The 17,508-nt window shown below is 73.8% G+C and carries 14 protein-coding genes; 7 read left to right on the plus strand and 7 right to left on the minus strand.

All coding sequences use genetic code 11. From position 1 onward, the window contains the following. The first annotated feature begins 96 nt into the window (after positions 1-96). Entirely contained in the window at positions 97-1,071 is a 975-nt protein-coding gene (locus tag AC2TEW_RS28625) for a M23 family metallopeptidase (protein WP_484626250.1), read from the plus strand. Positions 1,072-1,137: 66 nt separating this feature from the next. Here the strand turns inward: AC2TEW_RS28625 and AC2TEW_RS28630 are convergent, their stop codons facing one another. Beyond that, a complete protein-coding gene (locus tag AC2TEW_RS28630; protein WP_484626251.1) occupies positions 1,138-1,779 on the minus strand; it encodes a TetR/AcrR family transcriptional regulator in 642 nt (213 codons plus the stop codon). 217 nt (positions 1,780-1,996) lie between these two features. Here AC2TEW_RS28630 and AC2TEW_RS28635 point away from each other — a divergent pair, with 217 nt between their 5' ends. Then, positions 1,997-3,604, plus strand: coding sequence for an MDR family MFS transporter (locus AC2TEW_RS28635; protein ID WP_484626252.1), 1,608 nt, complete (start codon positions 1,997-1,999; stop codon positions 3,602-3,604). 262 nt (positions 3,605-3,866) lie between these two features. On the opposite strand, the gene AC2TEW_RS28640 is transcribed toward AC2TEW_RS28635, so the two are convergent. Next, positions 3,867-4,763, minus strand: a complete 897-nt coding sequence (locus AC2TEW_RS28640) for an HhH-GPD family protein (protein ID WP_484626253.1) — start codon at positions 4,761-4,763, stop codon at positions 3,867-3,869. Positions 4,764-4,946: 183 nt separating this feature from the next. Then, positions 4,947-5,720, minus strand: coding sequence for a rhomboid family intramembrane serine protease (locus AC2TEW_RS28645; RefSeq protein ID WP_484626254.1), 774 nt, complete (start codon positions 5,718-5,720; stop codon positions 4,947-4,949). A gap of 289 nt (positions 5,721-6,009) precedes the next feature. Here AC2TEW_RS28645 and AC2TEW_RS28650 point away from each other — a divergent pair, with 289 nt between their 5' ends. Further along, on the plus strand, positions 6,010-6,933 hold the full coding sequence (locus tag AC2TEW_RS28650; protein WP_484626255.1) for a hypothetical protein: 924 nt from the start codon (positions 6,010-6,012) through the stop codon (positions 6,931-6,933). A gap of 95 nt (positions 6,934-7,028) precedes the next feature. Here AC2TEW_RS28650 and AC2TEW_RS28655 read toward each other — a convergent pair whose 3' ends face one another. Further along, positions 7,029-7,937, minus strand: a complete 909-nt coding sequence (locus AC2TEW_RS28655) for an NADP-dependent oxidoreductase (RefSeq protein ID WP_484626256.1) — start codon at positions 7,935-7,937, stop codon at positions 7,029-7,031. A gap of 291 nt (positions 7,938-8,228) precedes the next feature. Between AC2TEW_RS28655 and AC2TEW_RS28660 the strand changes: the two genes are divergently transcribed. Then, positions 8,229-9,215: a helix-turn-helix transcriptional regulator gene (locus tag AC2TEW_RS28660; RefSeq protein ID WP_484626257.1), complete on the plus strand. Its 987-nt coding sequence runs from the start codon at positions 8,229-8,231 to the stop codon at positions 9,213-9,215. A 156-nt stretch (positions 9,216-9,371) separates the two neighbouring features. After that, positions 9,372-9,653: a DUF3027 domain-containing protein gene (locus AC2TEW_RS28665; protein ID WP_484626258.1), complete on the plus strand. Its 282-nt coding sequence runs from the start codon at positions 9,372-9,374 to the stop codon at positions 9,651-9,653. A gap of 99 nt (positions 9,654-9,752) precedes the next feature. Here the strand turns inward: AC2TEW_RS28665 and AC2TEW_RS28670 are convergent, their stop codons facing one another. Continuing rightward, the gene (locus tag AC2TEW_RS28670) at positions 9,753-11,117 is read right to left on the minus strand and encodes an MFS transporter (RefSeq protein ID WP_484626259.1); all 1,365 of its coding nucleotides are present in this window, start codon (positions 11,115-11,117) and stop codon (positions 9,753-9,755) included. A gap of 356 nt (positions 11,118-11,473) precedes the next feature. On the opposite strand from AC2TEW_RS28670, the gene AC2TEW_RS28675 reads away from it, so the two are divergent. After that, complete coding sequence (locus AC2TEW_RS28675) at positions 11,474-12,103, plus strand: ArsR/SmtB family transcription factor (RefSeq protein ID WP_484626260.1); 630 nt, start codon at positions 11,474-11,476, stop codon at positions 12,101-12,103. A 200-nt stretch (positions 12,104-12,303) separates the two neighbouring features. On the opposite strand, the gene disA is transcribed toward AC2TEW_RS28675, so the two are convergent. Beyond that, positions 12,304-13,362, minus strand: a complete 1,059-nt coding sequence (gene disA, locus AC2TEW_RS28680; protein WP_033819993.1) for a DNA integrity scanning diadenylate cyclase DisA — start codon at positions 13,360-13,362, stop codon at positions 12,304-12,306. Between the two features lie 277 nt (positions 13,363-13,639). Further along, positions 13,640-15,232 (minus strand): DNA repair protein RadA, encoded by a 1,593-nt coding sequence (radA, locus tag AC2TEW_RS28685; RefSeq protein ID WP_484626261.1) that lies wholly within the window; start codon positions 15,230-15,232, stop codon positions 13,640-13,642. Between the two features lie 317 nt (positions 15,233-15,549). On the opposite strand from radA, the gene AC2TEW_RS28690 reads away from it, so the two are divergent. After that, positions 15,550-17,472 carry a BACON domain-containing protein gene (locus AC2TEW_RS28690; protein WP_484626262.1) on the plus strand — a complete coding sequence of 641 codons (1,923 nt, stop codon included), beginning with the start codon at positions 15,550-15,552 and terminating at the stop codon, positions 17,470-17,472. The last annotated feature ends 36 nt before the right edge of the window (positions 17,473-17,508 follow it).

Consider the following 17,508-nt stretch of genomic DNA (forward strand, 5'->3'; position numbering starts at 1 on the left):
CAGGGTGACGGTTACACCTGAGTGGTCCCCACCGGTACGCCGGGCCGACCCGGCCCTGCCGCGTGCTGCTCCCCCCGACCGCGAGGTACGTCACCGATGCTTTCCTTCCCCCGCACCGGCCGCAAGCTGCTCACCGCCGTCGGGTCCGCCGCGGCCCAGCGCGGTATCCCCGCCATCCAGTCCCTGAACGGCATCAAGGGCCTCGACGGCCTCAAGGGCCTGAACGGACTGAACGGCGGCGCGGTGCTCGGCCGGCTGCAGGACCGCCGCGCAAGCGTGGCGTGGGGCGGCGCCGCCGTACTGGCCGTCAGCGCGATGCTGATCCCGGCGGGCTCCGCACACGCCATGACCGTGCACCCGACCACCCCGGGCAGCTCGGCGTTCACCGCGGCCGCCGCACCGGCCGACCCGGCCGCGGTCGTCCAGATCTCCGCCCCGGCCGCCTACAAGGTGCCGAAGTCGGCCTCCTCCCAGGCCGCCGTGGCGGTGGCGAGCAACCTCGACGCCACCCCGGCCCCGGAGGCCGCCCCGGCCGCCCCCGCTGCCCCCGCCGAGGCGCCCCCCGCCGAGGCCCCGGCTGCCGAGGCGCCCGCCGCAGCTCCCGCCCCGGAGGCGGCCCCGGCCCCGGCCCCGGCGCCCGCTCCGGCTCCGGCTCCGGCTCCCGAGTGGTCCGTCCCGGTGGCGAGCGGCGCGCACAGCAACCCGTTCGGCAAGATCAACCACTCCTACGCCGCCGGGTACCACACCGGCGAGGACTACGCCGTGAAGGTCGGCACCCCGCTGCTGGCGGTCGGCAACGCCACCGTCGTCTCGGCCAAGCTCGACGGCGCGTACGGCAACGAGATCGTGCTGAAGCTCGCGGACGGCAAGTTCGCCCAGTACGCCCACATGTCCAAGCTCGGCGTGCACGCCGGCCAGAAGGTGTCCGCGGGCCAGCAGATCGGCCTGTCCGGCAACACCGGCAACTCCACCGGCCCGCACCTGCACTTCGAGATCCGCACCGCCAACAAGTACGGCGCCGTGATCGACCCGGTCCAGTACCTGCGCTCGCACGGTGCCGCCGGGGCCTGAGCCCCGTAGCGGGCGGGGTCAGGGGCGGCCCCCGGAGGGGTCAGCCCCGGGCCGGGGTCGGAGCAGTCAGCCCTGGGCCGGGATCGGCTCGCCCGGCCCGGTCGGCTCGATCCGCCCGGAGATCTCCAGGGCGACCTCCAGGGCCGCCGCCATGGCCTCCTCCAGCGTCCCGGCGCGGGGGTGGCCGGAGCCGCCCGGACCGCACTGCTCGCCGTCGTCCTGCTTGAGCAGGAACAGCGCCGAGTTGATCGAGAACAGCGCCATGGTGGCGCGCAGCCGGTCGTGGAAGGTGGCGTCCGGGCCGTGCACCAGCCGGATCATCGCGACCATCCGCTCCTTGAACTCCAGCCCGGCCTCCGACTCCCGGAGGGCGGGCTGGTTCTCGTGGAAGAACCGCAGCAGCGGCGCCCGCTCGACCATCCCGGCGGCGAACCTGCGGACCAGCTCGTCCCGCAGCTCCGGCGACCACGGCTTGCCCTCGCCGAAGGCGATGGCCTCGTCGATCGGCGCCGCCATGCTCCGGACGATGCCGCGGACGATGTCGTCCTTGGTCTTGAAGTGGTAGTAGAGCGCGGCCTTCGTGACGCCGAGGCGGTCCGCGATCTCCCGCAGCGAGGTCTTCTCGTACCCCTGTGCCGCGAAGAGCTCCAACGCCACGTCGAGGATCCGCGCACGGGTGTCGCTGCGGGGGCTCTGGGTCGTGCTCATGACTGGCGGCCTGCCTCGTGACGGCGGTGGTGGGCGGCTCGCTCCGGTGTTCGGGCGGCCTCGTGGTGCATTCTCCCTGCCCACGGGGTTCGCGCCGAAACTGGCTTGACGCCCGGCTGGGGAACAACTTACCGTGCGAGCCGACGATTCACTAGCCGGTCGTCAAGTAAGTGAGCCGCGGGAGACGCGGCCCAGCCACGTTTCCGGGAGTCACACCATGTCACAACAGCAGGTCGAGGCCGCGGCGGACCAACCGCCGGCCGCGGGGGCGACCGAGCCCGCGCCGAAGTCGGCACGCGAGATCCGCGTGGTGATGATCGGCCTGGTGATCGCCATGCTGCTGGCGATGCTCGACAACCTGATCATCGGAACGGCGATGCCGACCATCGTCGGCGAGCTCGGCGGCTCGGAGCACCTCGCCTGGGTGGTCACCGCGTACACCCTGGCGACCGCCGTCTCCACCCCGATCTGGGGCAAGCTCGGCGACCTCTACGGCCGCAAGGGCACCTTCCTCACGTCGATCGTGATCTTCCTGGTCGGCTCGGCGCTGTGCGGCGTGTCCGACTCGATGACCCAGCTGATCGCCTTCCGCGCCCTCCAGGGCCTCGGCGCCGGCGGTCTGATGGTCGGCGTGATGTCGATCATGGGTGCGCTGGTCCCGCCGCGTGACCGCGGCAAGTACCAGGGCATGTTCGCCGCCGTCATGGCCCTCGCCACCGTCGGCGGCCCGCTGATCGGCGGGTTCCTCACCGACCACCTGAGCTGGCGCTGGACGTTCTACGTCAACCTGCCGCTCGGCGCGGTGGCGCTGGCCTTCATCGTGCTCACCCTGCACCTGCCGAAGATGCGCTCCAAGGCGAAGATCGACTACCTGGGTGCGCTGCTGCTCACCGCGGGCATCACCTCGATGGTCCTGATCACCACCTGGGGCGGCCAGCAGTACGACTGGGGCTCGAAGCAGATCCTGGGCCTCGCCGCGCTCGGCGCCGCCTCGCTGATCGGCTTCTGCTACGTCGAGCAGCGCGCCGAGGAGCCGGTGATCCCGCTCGCCCTGTTCAAGATCCGCAACTTCACGATGGTCTCGATCATCGGCTTCATCGTCGGCTTCGCGATGTTCGGTGCGGTCGCCTACCTGCCGCTGTACCAGCAGATCGTGCAGGGCGCCTCGGCGACCAACTCCGGCCTGCTGCTGATGCCGATGATGTTCGGCATGCTCGCCGTCTCGCTGGTGGTCGGCCAGGCCGTCTCCAAGACCGGCAAGTACCGGATCTACCCGATCATCGGAACGGCCGTGATGGCGGGTGGCTCGCTGCTGCTCTCCACCCTCGGCACCGACACCGGCCGGTTCGCCTCCTCCTGCTACATGGTGGTGCTCGGCGCCGGCATGGGCTTCCTGATGCAGATCACCATGCTGGTCGCCCAGAACAGCGTGGAGCTCAAGGACATGGGCGTCGCGAGCTCCTCCGCGACCCTGTTCCGCACCATCGGCGGCTCCTTCGGCGTGGCCCTGTTCGGCGCCCTGTTCAACAACCGGGTCAAGGACACCCTGACCGAGGCGGCCGCCAAGTCCGGCCAGGCCGGCCAGGGCGCGGGTGGCGGCGCTGCCGCCGACAGCGGGCAGCAGGCGCTCGACCCGGCCACCCTGAAGTCGGCTCCGGCCGCCGTCCAGGACCTGGCGCACCACGCCGTCTCCAACGGCATGCACACCGTGTTCCTCTGGGGTGCCGTGGTCAGCCTGATCGCCGTCGCCGCGGCGATCTTCCTGCGGGAGATCCCGCTGCGCGGCGCCGGGCAGAAGCCCGAGGCGCAGCTCGAGGCGGTCTGACCACGCAGTCCGACCACTGCCGGCGGCGGTACCCGCGCACCGTCTCGCGCGGGTACCTGAGCACCGAGCCGGTCCCGTTCAACGCCCGAAGGGCCCGTCCGGATCTCCGGGCGGGCCCTTCGGGCGTCGGGCGGGACGTTCAGGCGTCGGGCGGAGTCGGGGTCCGCTCAGGGTCAGGGCCGGAGAGGCCGGAATCGGCTCGACCCGGATGCTGGTCGGCCCGGAGCCCGGCGGGGCCGGCGGGGCCGGGGTCGGACGGTGGTCAGACCGGCAGTCGGTAGATACCGGGGGCCACCGGCTCCACCAGCCCGTCCGCGACCAATCCGTCCAAGGCCCGGGCCCGCTGCACGGGTTCGGGCCACACCGCGTCCAGCCGCGCCTGCGGCACCTCGCCGTGCGCCTCGCGGAGCACGGCCAGCAGCTTGCCGCGCACCTGCCGGTCGGTGCCCTCGTACGTCTGCCCGCGCCGGGCCGGGCCCTCGTACGGCGGGCGGCCGGCCCGCTGCCATGCGCACTGCCTGAGCAACGGGCACTCGGTGCACTCCGGGCTTCTGGCGGTGCAGACCAGTGCGCCGAGTTCCATGACTGCGACGGCCCAGGTGGCGGCGGTCTCGGCGGTGTGCGGCAGCAGTTCGGTGGCGGTCCGGCGTTCGGCGGCCGTGGTCGCCTGCGCCGGGTACTCGACCCCGGTCACCGCGCGGGCGAACACCCGGCGCACGTTGGTGTCCAGCACCGCATGCCGCTGCCGGAAGGCGAAGGAGGCCACCGCAGCGGCCGTGTACTCGCCCACCCCGGGCAGGGCCAGCAGCGCGGAGTGGTCCTGCGGCACGCGGCCGCCGTGCTGTTCGGTGATCGCCACCGCGGCGGCGTGCAGCCGCAGCGCCCGGCGCGGGTAGCCGAGGCGCCCCCACATCCGGACGGCCTCGCCGGGTGCGTCCGCGGCCAGGTCGGCAGGGGTGGGCCAGCGTTCCAGCCAGGCCGCGTAGGCGGGGAGCACCCGCTTGACCGGAGTCTGCTGGAGCATGAACTCGCTGACCATGACGGCCCACGGTGAGGCGTCCGGGGTCCGCCAGGGCAGGTCGCGGGCGTTGGCCTCGTACCAGTCGATGACGGTGGTGTGGAGCAGCGGGGCCGGGATGACGGCGGTGATGGCAACCATGGCCCTTCGATCCTCCCACGGCCGGGCGGGGCGCCGAACCGGACGGTGCTCGCTCGGGCGCCGGGGTCGCCGGGGGCGCCGGGGCGCTCGGCCCCTCGGGCGCTGGGGTCGCTCGGGTGCCCGGCTACGGGGGCGCTCGGCCACCGGGGCGCGAGCGCGTCCGGGGGGCAAGCGCGTCCGGGGTCAGAGGCCGAGGTCGTCCAGTTCCTTGAGCAGGGCGGCGCGGGGGCTGGGGGCAGCCTGGGCCGGTGCACCGGCGCCGGTCCCGGGCGTCGTCGTACCGGGAGCGGTGACGGTGGCTGCGGCCGTGGCCGTCGGGTCCGCCGGTGACACCGTGGCCGCGCGGCGGGCGCGGTCACGGACAAGGACACGGTCGCGGAAGATCCACGCGCCGGCCAACCCGCCGAGCAGGCCGCCGAGATGGCCCAGCCAGCTGACCCCGGGGGTACAGGGTACCGCGTTGAGGAGGAGGTACGCGAAGGAGGCGCCCATCACGAGGCCGATCAGGCTGTCGATCAGGTTGCGGTCGAACACCCCGCGCAGCACGACGTACCCGAAGTAGCCGTACACCAGCCCGCTGGCGCCGACGGTGTAGACGTGATCACGCTCGAAGAACCAGATCATCGCGCCGCCGGTCAGCACGATCAGCACGGTCAGTCCGAGGAACTTCTTCACTCCCCGGTACGCGGCGAGGAAGCCGAAGACGAAGAGCGGGCCGGAGTTGGCCTCGATGTGCTGCCAGTTGAGGTGGAGGAACTGCGCGGTGAAGATGTCGGGCAGCCGGTCGGTCTCGCGCGGGACGATCGCGTAGTCGCGTGCGAGCTGGTTGTCGTCGGCCCAGTTGGCCAGTTGTAGCAGCCAGATGACAGCCAGGAAGGCGAACATCACGAAGAACGCCCGGCGCGCTTCGGCGATCATGCGGGCCGGATCGAGTGCGGGGCGTGGGTCCGTGGCCATGGGGCCGACTATAGGACCAGCACCCGGGCGCCGTCCGCCCCCTTTCGGCGGCGGCTTCCGGCCCCTCGCGGGCCGCCCCGCCGAACCAACTCGGCCCTCCTCGGCCCTCCTCGGCCGTCCGCGACTCTCCTTGAGTCCCTTCTGCCCTCCTCGGCCCGCCCGGGCGTACCCGGCGTTGCCGTACGGATCCGTTCCCCCGACCGGAGCAAATGGCGGATCATGTGAAGGAAGTGACCCCGGTGCAGTGTTGATGCGTCAACGGGTGCACACAGTCTCGTAGAGTTTGCCCGTGCCCTCTCTGCGTCAACCCGTGGGACCGCTGCCGGCGTCGATCTACTGGCGGCGGCGACTTGTCGTCTTCGCCGCGCTGATCGGTGTCCTCGCACTGATCTTCTGGCTGACCTCCGGCTCGGACGGCGGCAAGCAGCCCGCCCACAACGCACACCCGGCGCCCGCTCAGTCGATCACGCCCGGCGCCTCACCGACGGGTTCCGCCAACACCGGCCGCCCGGGCGGCAGCGGCGGTTCCGGTACCGGCGGCGCCGGTGGCACCGGCTCCGGCAGCGTCTCCGGCGGCAGCGGCGGCGACGTGAGCCTGACCGGCGGCGGCACCGGCAGCGGGGACACCACCGGTACGGGCGGCGCGGGCACCACGGGCGCGGGCGCGGGTGCCGGTTCGGGCGGCAGCGCAGGCGGTACGGGCGGCACGGGTACCGGCAGCGGCGGTTCCGGTACGGGCGGCGCCGGTGGCGCTGGTGGCACCGGCGGACCGCAGGTAAACACCGCCGAGGTGCTCGCCCTGCCGGTCTGCACCGCCTCGCAGATCACCCTGGAACTGGCCAGCGCGCAGCCCTCGTACCAGCCGAAGGACAAGCCGCGGGTCACCCTGACCGTCCGCAACACCTCCGGTCCGAACTGCCGCGTCGACCTCGGCCGGGCCGCCTCGACCATCACCGTGACGGCCAGCAGTGGCGAGCGGTTCTGGTCGTCCGGCGACTGCCCGACAGACCGTCAGAGCACCTGGGTGCAGGTGTCCTCGGGCAGCGGCCTGACCGAGACCTTCAGCTGGGACCGCAGCCGCAGCAAGCCGCAGTGCGCCTCCACCGACGGCGGGGCGGCCACCCCGGACACCTACCGGGTCCAGGCCGACCTGACCGGTCCGGCCGGCGGCCCCTTGGTGGCCCGTACCTCGATCCGCCTGGACGCCTCCTGACGGTCGGCCCCGTGCCCGTCCCCGGGTGCAGGGCGCGAACCGGGCTACCGGGTCGCTGTCGCTGACAGCCGCCGGCCGCCCGGAGCCCCCGCCGTTCAGATGGTGAGGACGAGCTTGCCGCGGACCCGGCCGCCCGCGCTGATCCGGTGCGCGTCGGCCGCCCGGTCGAGCGACAGCACCTGCTGGACCTCCACCCGGACCGCCCCGGCCGCGATCAGCTCGCCGATGCGGGACAGCGCCGCGCCGTCCGGGGACACCACCACCCGGCGCGCGTCGATGCCGGGCCGACGGTGGGTCTCGTCGAGCGGTTCGGGCAGCGTGATCAGCGTCCCGCCGGCCCGCAACAGCCCCCAGGAGTCCCGCTGGACCCGCCCGCCCACGGCGTCGATCACCACGTCGACCGGGTCGATCGCGGCGAGGTCACCTCCGGTGTGGTCGATCGCCTCGTCCACGCCCAGATCGCGCAGGAATTCGAGGTTGCGGCCGGAGGCCGTGGCCAGCACCCGGGCCCCGCGCGCCTTGGCCAGCTGAACGGCGAAGTGGCCGACCCCGCCGGCACCACCCTGGACCAGGACCCGCTCGCCGCCCTTCACCCCCGCCGCGTCCAGCGCCTGCCAGGCGGTCAGCGCCGCCAGCGGCACGGCCGCCGCCTGCTCGAAGGTCAGCCCCGCGGGCTTCGGCGCCAGCGCGGCCGCCGGAACGGTGGTGAACTCCTGGTAGGCCGAGCCGTACGGGAGCGGCAGCATGCCGTACACCTCGTCCCCGACCGCCGGGCCCTCCGGCGCAGCGGAGTCGACGACCACGCCCGCCACGTCCCAGCCGAGGCCCAGCGGGAACGGCCGTCCGGTGCCCACCCAGCCCTCACGGGCCTTCCAGTCCACCGGGTTGACCCCGGCGGCACGGACCTGCACCAGCACCTCACCCTGCGCCGGACGAGGCACCGGCAACTCGGCCGACTCCAACACGCTCTCATCACCGAACCGCGAGAACACCACTGCACGCATCGCCAACACTCCTGAACCTCAACGCACTTCGAACCCCGCCCGGCCAGGGGCAGCCGGACGCACGGACGGACAGACGGCGGTGCAGGCCGCCGGACTGCCGAGCCGCGCTCGGACGACGCCGGCGGTCCACACCGGGCCTTGCACCCGGCCCTGCACCGGGAACCACCTTCGTCCTCCGCCCGGCGGCCGGCCATTCCCCTGCCAGTACCACCCGGGGCCGGGTGGGTGGTACTGACAGGGACAGTCGGAGGCCCTGCCATCCGGGGCCCGGCCTGCTCATACTTGACCGACATGGACAGCACCCACGAGCTCGGCTCGTTCCTGCGCTCCCGGCGGGCCCGGCTGACACCGGAGGACGTCGGCCTGCCCGAGTACGGCCCGCGCCGCGTACCGGGGTTGCGCCGGGAAGAGGTGGCCGCCCTCGCCGGGGTCAGCGCCGTCTACTACATGCGTCTGGAGCAGGGCCGGGCGGCCAACCCGTCCGAGGCCGTACTCGACGCCCTGGCCCGGGTCCTGCGGCTGGACCGTACCGAGCGCACCCACCTCTACGACCTCGCCCGGCCCCCGGCCCGCCCGGCCGGCCAACCCCGTTCGGGCACCGGGCCGTACGGCGTCGCACCGCGGGTGCGGCCCGGCCTGCTCAGGCTGCTCGACGCGGTGGGGGCGGTACCGGCGTACGTGATGAGCCCGGACATGGAGGTCCTGGCCGCCAACCACCTCGCCGTCGCGATCATCATGAACGCGGCCGAGTCGCCCGACCAGAACGACCCGACCGACCCGGCTGGCCCGGCTGGCCCGGCTGGCCGGACCACCCCGTCACCTCCGGCCTCCGGCCTGCCCGGTGGGCGGCTCAACCTGGCCCGGCACATCCTGCTCGATCCGGTGGCACGCGAGCTGTACCCGGAGTGGGAACAGGTCGCCCGGCAGACCGTCGGCTACCTGCGGTTCACGGCCGGCCGGTTCGGTGACCTCCCGCGCTTCGCCGCCCTGATCGCCGAACTCGAAGCCGGTTGCGACGAGTTCCCCGCACTCTGGGCCGAACGCCAGGTCCGGGACAAGACGTACGGCACCAAGCGCTTCAGGCACCGCCTGGTCGGCGAGTTCGAACTGCACTACGAGACCGTGGCCCTACCCGGCGACGAGGGCCAGGCCTTGGTCGTCCTCGCCGCCGACGCCGGCACCCCGGACGACACCGCCCTCCGGCTCCTGGGCAGTTGGACCGCAGCCACCCCGACCACCCCGCCCCGGGGCGCGGACTCCGGCGCCGGTACGGCCTGACGGGCCTTCGAGCACGTGGACCTTCCGGTGCCGCACCGGACGGCACTCACCCCTGCAGTCGGTGGGCCCTTCGGGCGGTGAGAGGATCGCCGGTGATCGGGAGGGCCGAGGCGGTGCGCTTCCGGCAGTGGCCAAGCCGACGGGGGGTCGATGCTGATGTCCGATGGGCCTTGGACGGGTGACGACGGACGCCACAACGCCGCGTGCCATACGCGCTGGAGAGCGTCGTTCAACCGGTCGACCGGCGACGCGGACTACCGGGACGAGTGGTACGACACCCAGTGCGGGGGATGCCGGTTCTGGGTCGCGCTCACCGGCGAGTTCGGACGCGACTACGGAGCCTGCACCAACCCGAGGTCACCGCTCGACGGACGGGTGCGCTTCGAGTACGACGGCTGCGAATGCTTCACCGCCCGCGAGGACGGCTCGTTCGGATAACTGATGGCCGGGCGGCGCCGGCTCGGGGTCCTGGTACCCGATCCCCGGGTCGGGCAGCCCGGTGCCCCGATCCCCGGGTCGGGGCAGCTCGGTGCCCCGTCAGGCGGGCCACTGCGCCGCGCGCAGGGCGCGGCTGCAGGTGGGCGCCACCAGCGCGACGGCCAGCAGAGCGGCGAACAGGTACAGCGTGGCGCCGGGCGCGAGGTGGTCGAGCAGCACACCGGACCCGAAGGTCCCGGCCGGGATGCCGAGCATGAAGACCGTCATGGTGGCCGCGATCACCCGGCCGCGCAGCTCCTCGGGAACCTGCTGGAAGATCAGCACGTCGACCATCACCCGTAGCGACGGCACCCCGAGCATGATCGCGGCGAGCGTCCCGAACACCGCCACCGGCCCGCCCAGCACGGCGGGGACGATGAAGAGCGGCACGGACACCCAGGCAACCGAGAGCAGCAACCGCCCCGGCCCCATCAGCCCGTGCAGCCGCCGCACCAGCAGCGCGCCGAGCAGCCCGCCCACCGCCTCACCGGCGATCGCGAACCCGATCCCGCCGCTCGACGTCCCCCCGTCGCGCAGCAGCACCATGACCGGCAGCACCATCGCGGACCCCGCCAGGTTGAGCAGGAACGGCACCAGCAGGGTCATCCGCAACTGCTGGTCGGCGAGCAGGTGGCGCAGACCGTCCAGCGCCCCACCGGAACGGCCGGTCCCGGCGGCATCCGGCTTCGGGCGGCTGTCGAAGCGGACGCTCCACGCCGCGGTCAGCGCGAGCAGCGAGGCCACCACGGTGCCGAGGAACGGGACCGACCGGCCGAGTCCGAGCAGGAAGCCGGCCAGCGGCGGCCCGATCAGGCTCGCCCCACCGACCCGCAACTCGTCCTGCGCGAGCGCCTGCCGCAACTGCTCCGGCGGCACCACCGCCCTGAGCACCAGCATCCGGACCGGGCCGGAGTACGCCATGGTGGCCCCCAGCACCGCACCGACCAGCAGGGTGTGCACCACCGTCAGGCGATGCAGGTGGAGCGCGACCGGGATGCTCAGCGCCGCGAGCAACCGCGCCGAGTCGGCCACCAGCAGGATCCGGCGGCGGTCGTAGCGGTCGGCAACCGCGCCGCCGTGGATGCCGAGCAACAGCGAGGCGGTGAACTGGACCGCCCCGAAGGCCCCCGCCGTCGAAGCCGACCCGGTCATCGCCAGCAGGAGAAGCGGGTACGCGGTGTCCGCGATGCAGGTACCGAGCATCGCGGAGGCCGCACCGCCCCAGAGCACCTGGAAGCGCCAGTTACGGCGCAGCGGTACGGGCGCGGCGGGCGCTGACCCGGGCGCTGACCCGGATCCGGACCCGGAGGCGGCCTTCGACCCGGGCTCGGGGTTGGGCCCGGACTCGGCGTTGGGCGCCGGCGGTGTCGACGACGGCTCTGCGGCGGCGGACACCGTACGGGCGGACGCCGTGAGTGCGGACACCGCGGGGGCGGATGGTTGGTCGGCGGGGGCGTGCGTCGGGTCGGCGAGCGCTTCCCAGCGGTCTGCGGCTGCGGCTGCGGCTGCGGGGTGGGAGTCGGCCGGTGGGGACTGTTGCGGTCCCTCCCTCCGCTCAATCGGCCGTACCGGAGGAGCGGCGTGCGGGCCGCCCGCACCCCTCGGCCCGGTCGGCGTCGTCCCGTGTGCCTGGTCCGTCTTCATGGCCCCCGCCTTTCACCCGAACGTAGATGCTCACGCGATCGTGGATGCTCACGCATCTGCAACCATTCACGCTTGCGTGAATGGTTGCAGATGCGAGAATAATTGCGCAAGCGTTGACGTTCTGAGAAGGTGACAACGTGTCTGATCAGGTGAAAGAGCGCGAGGTCAAGGACGTCCAGACCCTGAAGGCCCTGGCGGACCCGGTCCGGTTGGCCATCCTGAACGCCCTCTACAAGCGCGACCCCGGGGCGCTCTCCGTCAAGGAGATCGCCACGGAGCTCGGCGACACCCCGACCAAGCTGTACCGGCACATCAAGCAGCTGGAGCAGGCCGGCCTGATCATGGTCGCCGAGACCCGGCTCGTCTCCGGCATCGTCGAGAGCCGGTACCGGACCGCCCAGCGCTGGCTCCGGCTGTCACCCGAGGTCTTCGCCTCCGGCAGCTCGGAACGTCCGGAGGCACTCGCCGCACTCCTCGCCGCGATGGACATGGTCCGGTCCGACTTCCAGAGCAAGTACCTCAGCCAGGAGCTGGAGCCGATCTTCGCCCCGGACGGGACGCCCCGGTACTCGAAGTTCAGCCACTTCGGCATGCGGATCCGCCCCGAGCGGCTGGTCCGGCTGCGGAACCAGCTCGGCGGGATCCTGGACGAACTGGCGGAGGAGGGTGACTGCACGGACGAGGACGCCGTCGACATCACCCTGTTCACCCTGCTCTACGCCGCCCGTCCGGCCGGGGACAGCACCCCCACCCGCCGGACCACCTGAGCGGCCCACACGACCCGGGCGCCCCCACTCACACCCACCGGCCGTCCGGCCCGCAGCCCCACCGGTCCGCGCAACCCACCGGGCCCGCAGCCCCGCCCGGCCATCCAGTCGTCGAGCCCGCGCCCCATCAGCCCTCCGGCCACCCACCCGGCCCGCCGGCTACCCGGCCCGCCGACCGTCGAGCCGTCCGGCCCGCCGGATCAGACGTAGCGCTCGAGGATGGACGATTCTGCGAGCCGGGACAGCCCCTCGCGTACGGAGCGCGCCCGGGTCTCGCCGACGCCCTCCACCGTCTGCAGGTCGTCGATGCTGGCCGCGAGCAGCTTCTGCAGGCCGCCGAAGTGCTCGACCAGCCGCTCGATGACGGTGTTGGGCAGCCGGGGAACCTTGGCCAGCAGGCGGTACCCGCGCGGCGAGACGGCCGAGTCCAGCGACTCCGGCGTGCCGGTGTACCCGAGCGCCTTGGCCACGGTCTGCAGGTCGAGCAGCTCGGCGTGGGTGAGCGCCTCCAGGTCGGCCAGCACCTCGGTGACGGTGCGGCCCTTCTTGGCGGCGCGCTCGGGGAAGTAGTCCCGGGCGACCAGTTCGCGCTCCGGCTCGACACCCGCAATCAGCTCGTCCAGCTGGAGCGAGAGCAGGCGGCCGTCGGTACCGAGCTCGAGCACGTAGCCGGCGATCTCGGCCGCGATCAGGCGGACCATCTCCAGCCGCTGGACCACCGCGGAGACGTCCCGCACGGTCACCAGGTCCTCGATCTCCAGCGCGGAGAGCGTGCCGGCCACCTCGTCGAGGCGCAGCTTGTAGCGCTCCAGCGTGGCCAGCGCCTGGTTGGCGCGGGACAGCACGGTGGTGGAGTCCTCCAGCACGCGGCGGCTGCCGTTGACGTACATCGCGATCAGCCGCATCGAGTGCGAGACGGCGACCACCGGGTAGCCGGTCTGGCGGTTGACGCGCTCCGCGGTGCGGTGGCGGGTGCCGGTCTCGTCGGTGGGGATGTTGGCGTCCGGCATCAGGTGGACGCCGGCCCGGACGATCTTGGTGCTGTCCTTGTCGAGGATCACCGCGCCGTCGAGCTTGCACAGCTCGCGCAGGCGGGTGGCGGTGAACTCGACGTCGAGCACGAACCCGCCCGTGCTCAGGGCTTCGACGCTCTTGTCGAAGCCGAGTACCACCAGTCCGCCGGTGTTGGCGCGCAGGACCCGCTCCAGGCCGTCCCGCAGCGCCGTGCCCGGCGCGATCGCGCTGAGGGAGGCCCGCAGCAGGGTCTCCTCGCGGGAGGACTTGTCCGCCCGGTCGCTGCCTGCCACGTGACTCCTCCGGCCGCCCCGGACCGTGTGGCACGGCGCCCGACGGTCTGTCGCTTGGTCTTCGCTCGGTCTTCGCTGGTCTGTCTGCACGGCTCGCCGTACCGCGCGCCCTCGGGCCCGCCGTACCGCTCGTCACCGCTCGTCGATTCCGGAAATAGGCGCAGTACTGCACTTATTGCCAATTAGACAGGGCAAAGTCTAACTGCGTGCGGCATTAACGGGGCATGAGTCAGCGCAGTTCGTCGGAGTCGACCGGCTCCCAGCCCTCCATCAGCTCCTCCGGATAGGCCGGAACGACCGCCGGCACCCCGGCCGGGGACCCCGCCGAGCGGCCCGTCCGGGACACCCCGGCGGCCGTGCGGGAGCCTGCGGCGGCGGTCCGCGCGGCCCCGGTGGCGGTCGCGCCGGCGGGTGCCTTGGCGTCCTCGGTGCGCGGCTTGGCCGGTCCCCGGCGGCGGCCCGGGATGGCGCGCAGGGCCTCGCCGATGTCCGCGACCTCGACCACCGTCATCCCCGGCGGCACCTTGCCCGGGTCCGGCGGGACGAGCGCGTGGGTGAAGCCGAGCCGGTGAGCCTCCGCCAGCCGCCGCTGCACCCCGGTGACCCGGCGGACCTCGCCGGCCAGGCCGACCTCGCCGATCGCGACCAGGTTGCTCGGCAGCGGGGTGTCGGAGGAGGAGCTGGCAACCGCGAGCGCGATGGCCAGGTCGGCGGACGGCTCGCTGAGCTTCACGCCGCCGACCGTCGCCGTGTAGATGTCCTGCTTGCCGAGCTTGACGCCGCCGTGCCGCTCGACGACGGCGAGGATCATCGCGATCCGGGGCGACTCCAGCCCGGAGGTGGTCCGCCGGGGCGAGGGGATCTGCGAGTCCACCATCAGGGCCTGCACCTCGGCGACCAGCGGCCGCCGTCCCTCCAGGGTGACGGTCAGGCAGGTGCCGGGCACCGGCTTGTCACGCCTGGTCAGGAACAGGCCGGACGGGTCGGCCAGCCCCTCGATCCCCTCGTCGTGCAGCTCGAAGCAGCCGACCTCGTCGGTGGCGCCGTAGCGGTTCTTGACGCCGCGGATGATGCGCAGCCGGGCGTGCCGGTCGCCCTCGAAGCTGAGCACCACGTCGACCAGGTGCTCCAGCAGGCGGGGGCCGGCGATCTGGCCGTCCTTGGTGACGTGGCCGACCAGCAGCGTGGCCATGCCGCGCTCCTTGGACGCCCGGATCAGCGCCCCCGCCACCTCTCGGACCTGGGCCGGGCCGCCGGGGGCACCGTCGAGTTCGGCGGAGGCGATGGTCTGCACCGAGTCGAGGATCAGCAGTCCGGGGTTGACGGCCTCGATGTGCCCGAGCACCGCGCCGAGGTCGGACTCGGCGGCCAGGTAGAGGTGGTCGGAGAGCGCGTTGATCCGGTCGGCCCGGAGCCGGACCTGCCCGGCCGACTCCTCGCCGGTGACGTACAGGGTGCGGTGCCGGTCGCTGGCGGCCTTGGCGGCGACGTCCAGCAGGAGTGTCGACTTGCCGACACCGGGCTCGCCCGCGAGCAGCACCACCGCGCCGGGGACGATGCCGCCGCCGAGCACCCGGTCCAGCTCGGGCACCCCGGTGGTCCTGGCCGTGGCGACCTGGCCGTCGACCTGCCCGATCGGCTTGGCCGGGGAGCTGACCGGTCCGGCGGCGGTGGTCCGGATCGGGACGGCGCCGTACTCCTCGACGGTGCCCCAGGCGTTGCACTCGGGGCACCGGCCGACCCATTTCGGGAGCTGGTTGCCGCACTCGGTGCAGCGGTACGCCGGGCGGGGCTTGGCGGTGGTCTTGGTGCGGGCAGCCATGCGGCCAACCGTAGCGGGTGGGTACGACAACCCGGCCCGGTCCGGCCCGGCCCGCGGGCCCGTCCGCACCGCCCGTCCTCCTTCCCGCGCCGCCGGTCCTCCCGCACCGCCCGCGGGCCCGGCGGGTCCCGCTGCCGGGCGTCCCGCGGCCCCGGCGCCGGAGCGGGCCGGGCCCCGGACGCACGGTGCGGCGTGCGCACGACAGCCGTCGGGAGCGGACCGGCCGGTGTCCCGTACACGGCGATCCTGTTACCCGAAAGAAGTACAAGCGCCGGGATTCCGGGGGCCGGCCGGGCTGCTCTCTCTACCGTCGGAACGTGACCACCAGGTTTGCCTCCCCCACCTCCGCCGGTTCCCCGGCGGCCGGCAGCTCCCCCACCCTGCGGGCCTACGGGCGCTGTGTCGACGGGCTTTTCACCTACTGCCTGTCCGTCCTGTGCGACCACGACGCCGCGCTCGCCGCCGTCGCCGAGGTCCGGGACCTCGCGCTGCGGCACGACGGCCGCCTGGCCGACCCCGACCTCGGGCGGGCCTGGCTGTACGCGCTGGCCCGGCACTGCTGCCTGGAACAGCTGGAACGCGGATCCGGCTCGCCCGCCGAGCCGCCCGGCACCGAACTGGCCGAGCGGCGACGCCGGGAACTGGCCTCACTCGCCTGGCCCGAGGCGGCCGGTACCGAACCGGAGCAGCGCGAGGCGCTGGAACTGGCCGTCCGGCACAAGCTCTCCCCCGAGGAGGTGGCGGCGGTGCTCGGACGGTCCGGTGCCGCCGTGGCAGAACTGCTGGCCACGGCCGGTGCCGAGGTGGGCAGGACCAGGACGGCGCTGCTGGTGCTCGGCGTGGGCAGCTGTCCGGTGCTGGCGCGGCTCGGCGGGGTCGGCGCGGAGAGCTGGCGCGGCTGGGTGCTGGGCCCCGCGCTGCGCCGGGAGCTGGTGCAGCACGTGGTGGACTGCCCGACCTGCCGGGGTACCGCCGAACGGGTGGCCGGGGAGCTGGGTACCGGACTGGCCGGGCTGCCGGGCCTGCCCCTGCTGACCGCGCCGGTGCCGGTGCGGCTGGGCGGCACGGCGGCGCAGCTGCCGGACGGGGCGGCGGGGGCGGCGTTCCTCGCGGGCGCGGCGGCCGGGCGTCGGGCGACGGCGCCGTTCCGCGGCGGTGCCCGCCAAGGCGCGGGAGCGCGTACGGGCGGGCGCGGCGGGGGAAGCGGGCGCGGCGGGGGCGCGGACTGCGGCGACGCGGCGGATTATCTGGAGCCGCGCTTCGACCATCAGGGCTTCCCGCGCCACCGGGCGCCGGCCGCCGGCCGTTCGCTGGCGGTGCGTCAGCGGGTGGTGACCACAGGCGTGCTGGCGGCCGTACTGACTGCCCCGGTGGTGGCGCTCTGGGCCGCCCAGCGGGACGGCGGCGGCACGGACTCCGCAGCGGCGATCTCGTCGGTACGGGTCGGCTCCTCGCCCGTCGGGGGTGCGGCGCTGCCCGCGGTGCCGGTACCACCGGTGGTGGTGCCCGCCGTCCCGGGCTCGGTGGCCGCTGAGCTGCAGTTGGCCGGTGTGGTGACTGCAGAAACGTCCCTCCCCACGGTTCGGGGAGTCGCGGTGCCCGTACCGCCCAGGGTCCCCGCGACGGGTGCCTTGACGCCCTGGTCGGCCGTCACCGACGCCTCCGACGCCTCCGGCACCGCCGACCAGCAGCAGACCGGCCGGCTCACCGTGGACGCCCGGGAGTACGGCAGCCGGACCGTCCTCACCCTGACCAACTCGGGCAGCAGCACGATCACCTGGCACGCCGTGCTGGACGCGGACTGGCTGCGCCTCAGCCGCGACTCGGGCACGCTGGCGCCCGGCCAGCGGATCACGGTGACGGTCACGGTCGACGAGGCCCGGGTGCCGGCCGGGCCGTGGACGGCGCGGATCGCGCTGCCGCCCTCCGAGGCGGTGGTCACCCTGGAGGGCGGCCCGCGGAGCCCCGGCGGGGACGGGCAGGCCACTGATCCCGCTCCCACGGATCCGTCCCCGACCACCCCCACCGACGGCCCGTCGCCCGATCCTTCCTCCCCCGCGACCCCGGCCCCCACGTCGACGCCGAACCCGACGCCCACACCGACACCCACCCCGTCCGGTCCGTCCGGTCCCGCCACCACGCCGTCCTCGCCACCCCCGGCCACGTCGCCGCCACCCGGGCAGCACGCCCCGGGCCCGGCCGGGCCGTCCCAGGCGGGCGGCGGGACGCCCGGGCCCTGACGGCGGCCCGCTGCCTGGAATGCGGCTGCCCCAGCG

It is taken from the genome of Kitasatospora sp. NEAU-CNBT7 (assembly GCF_057220535.1).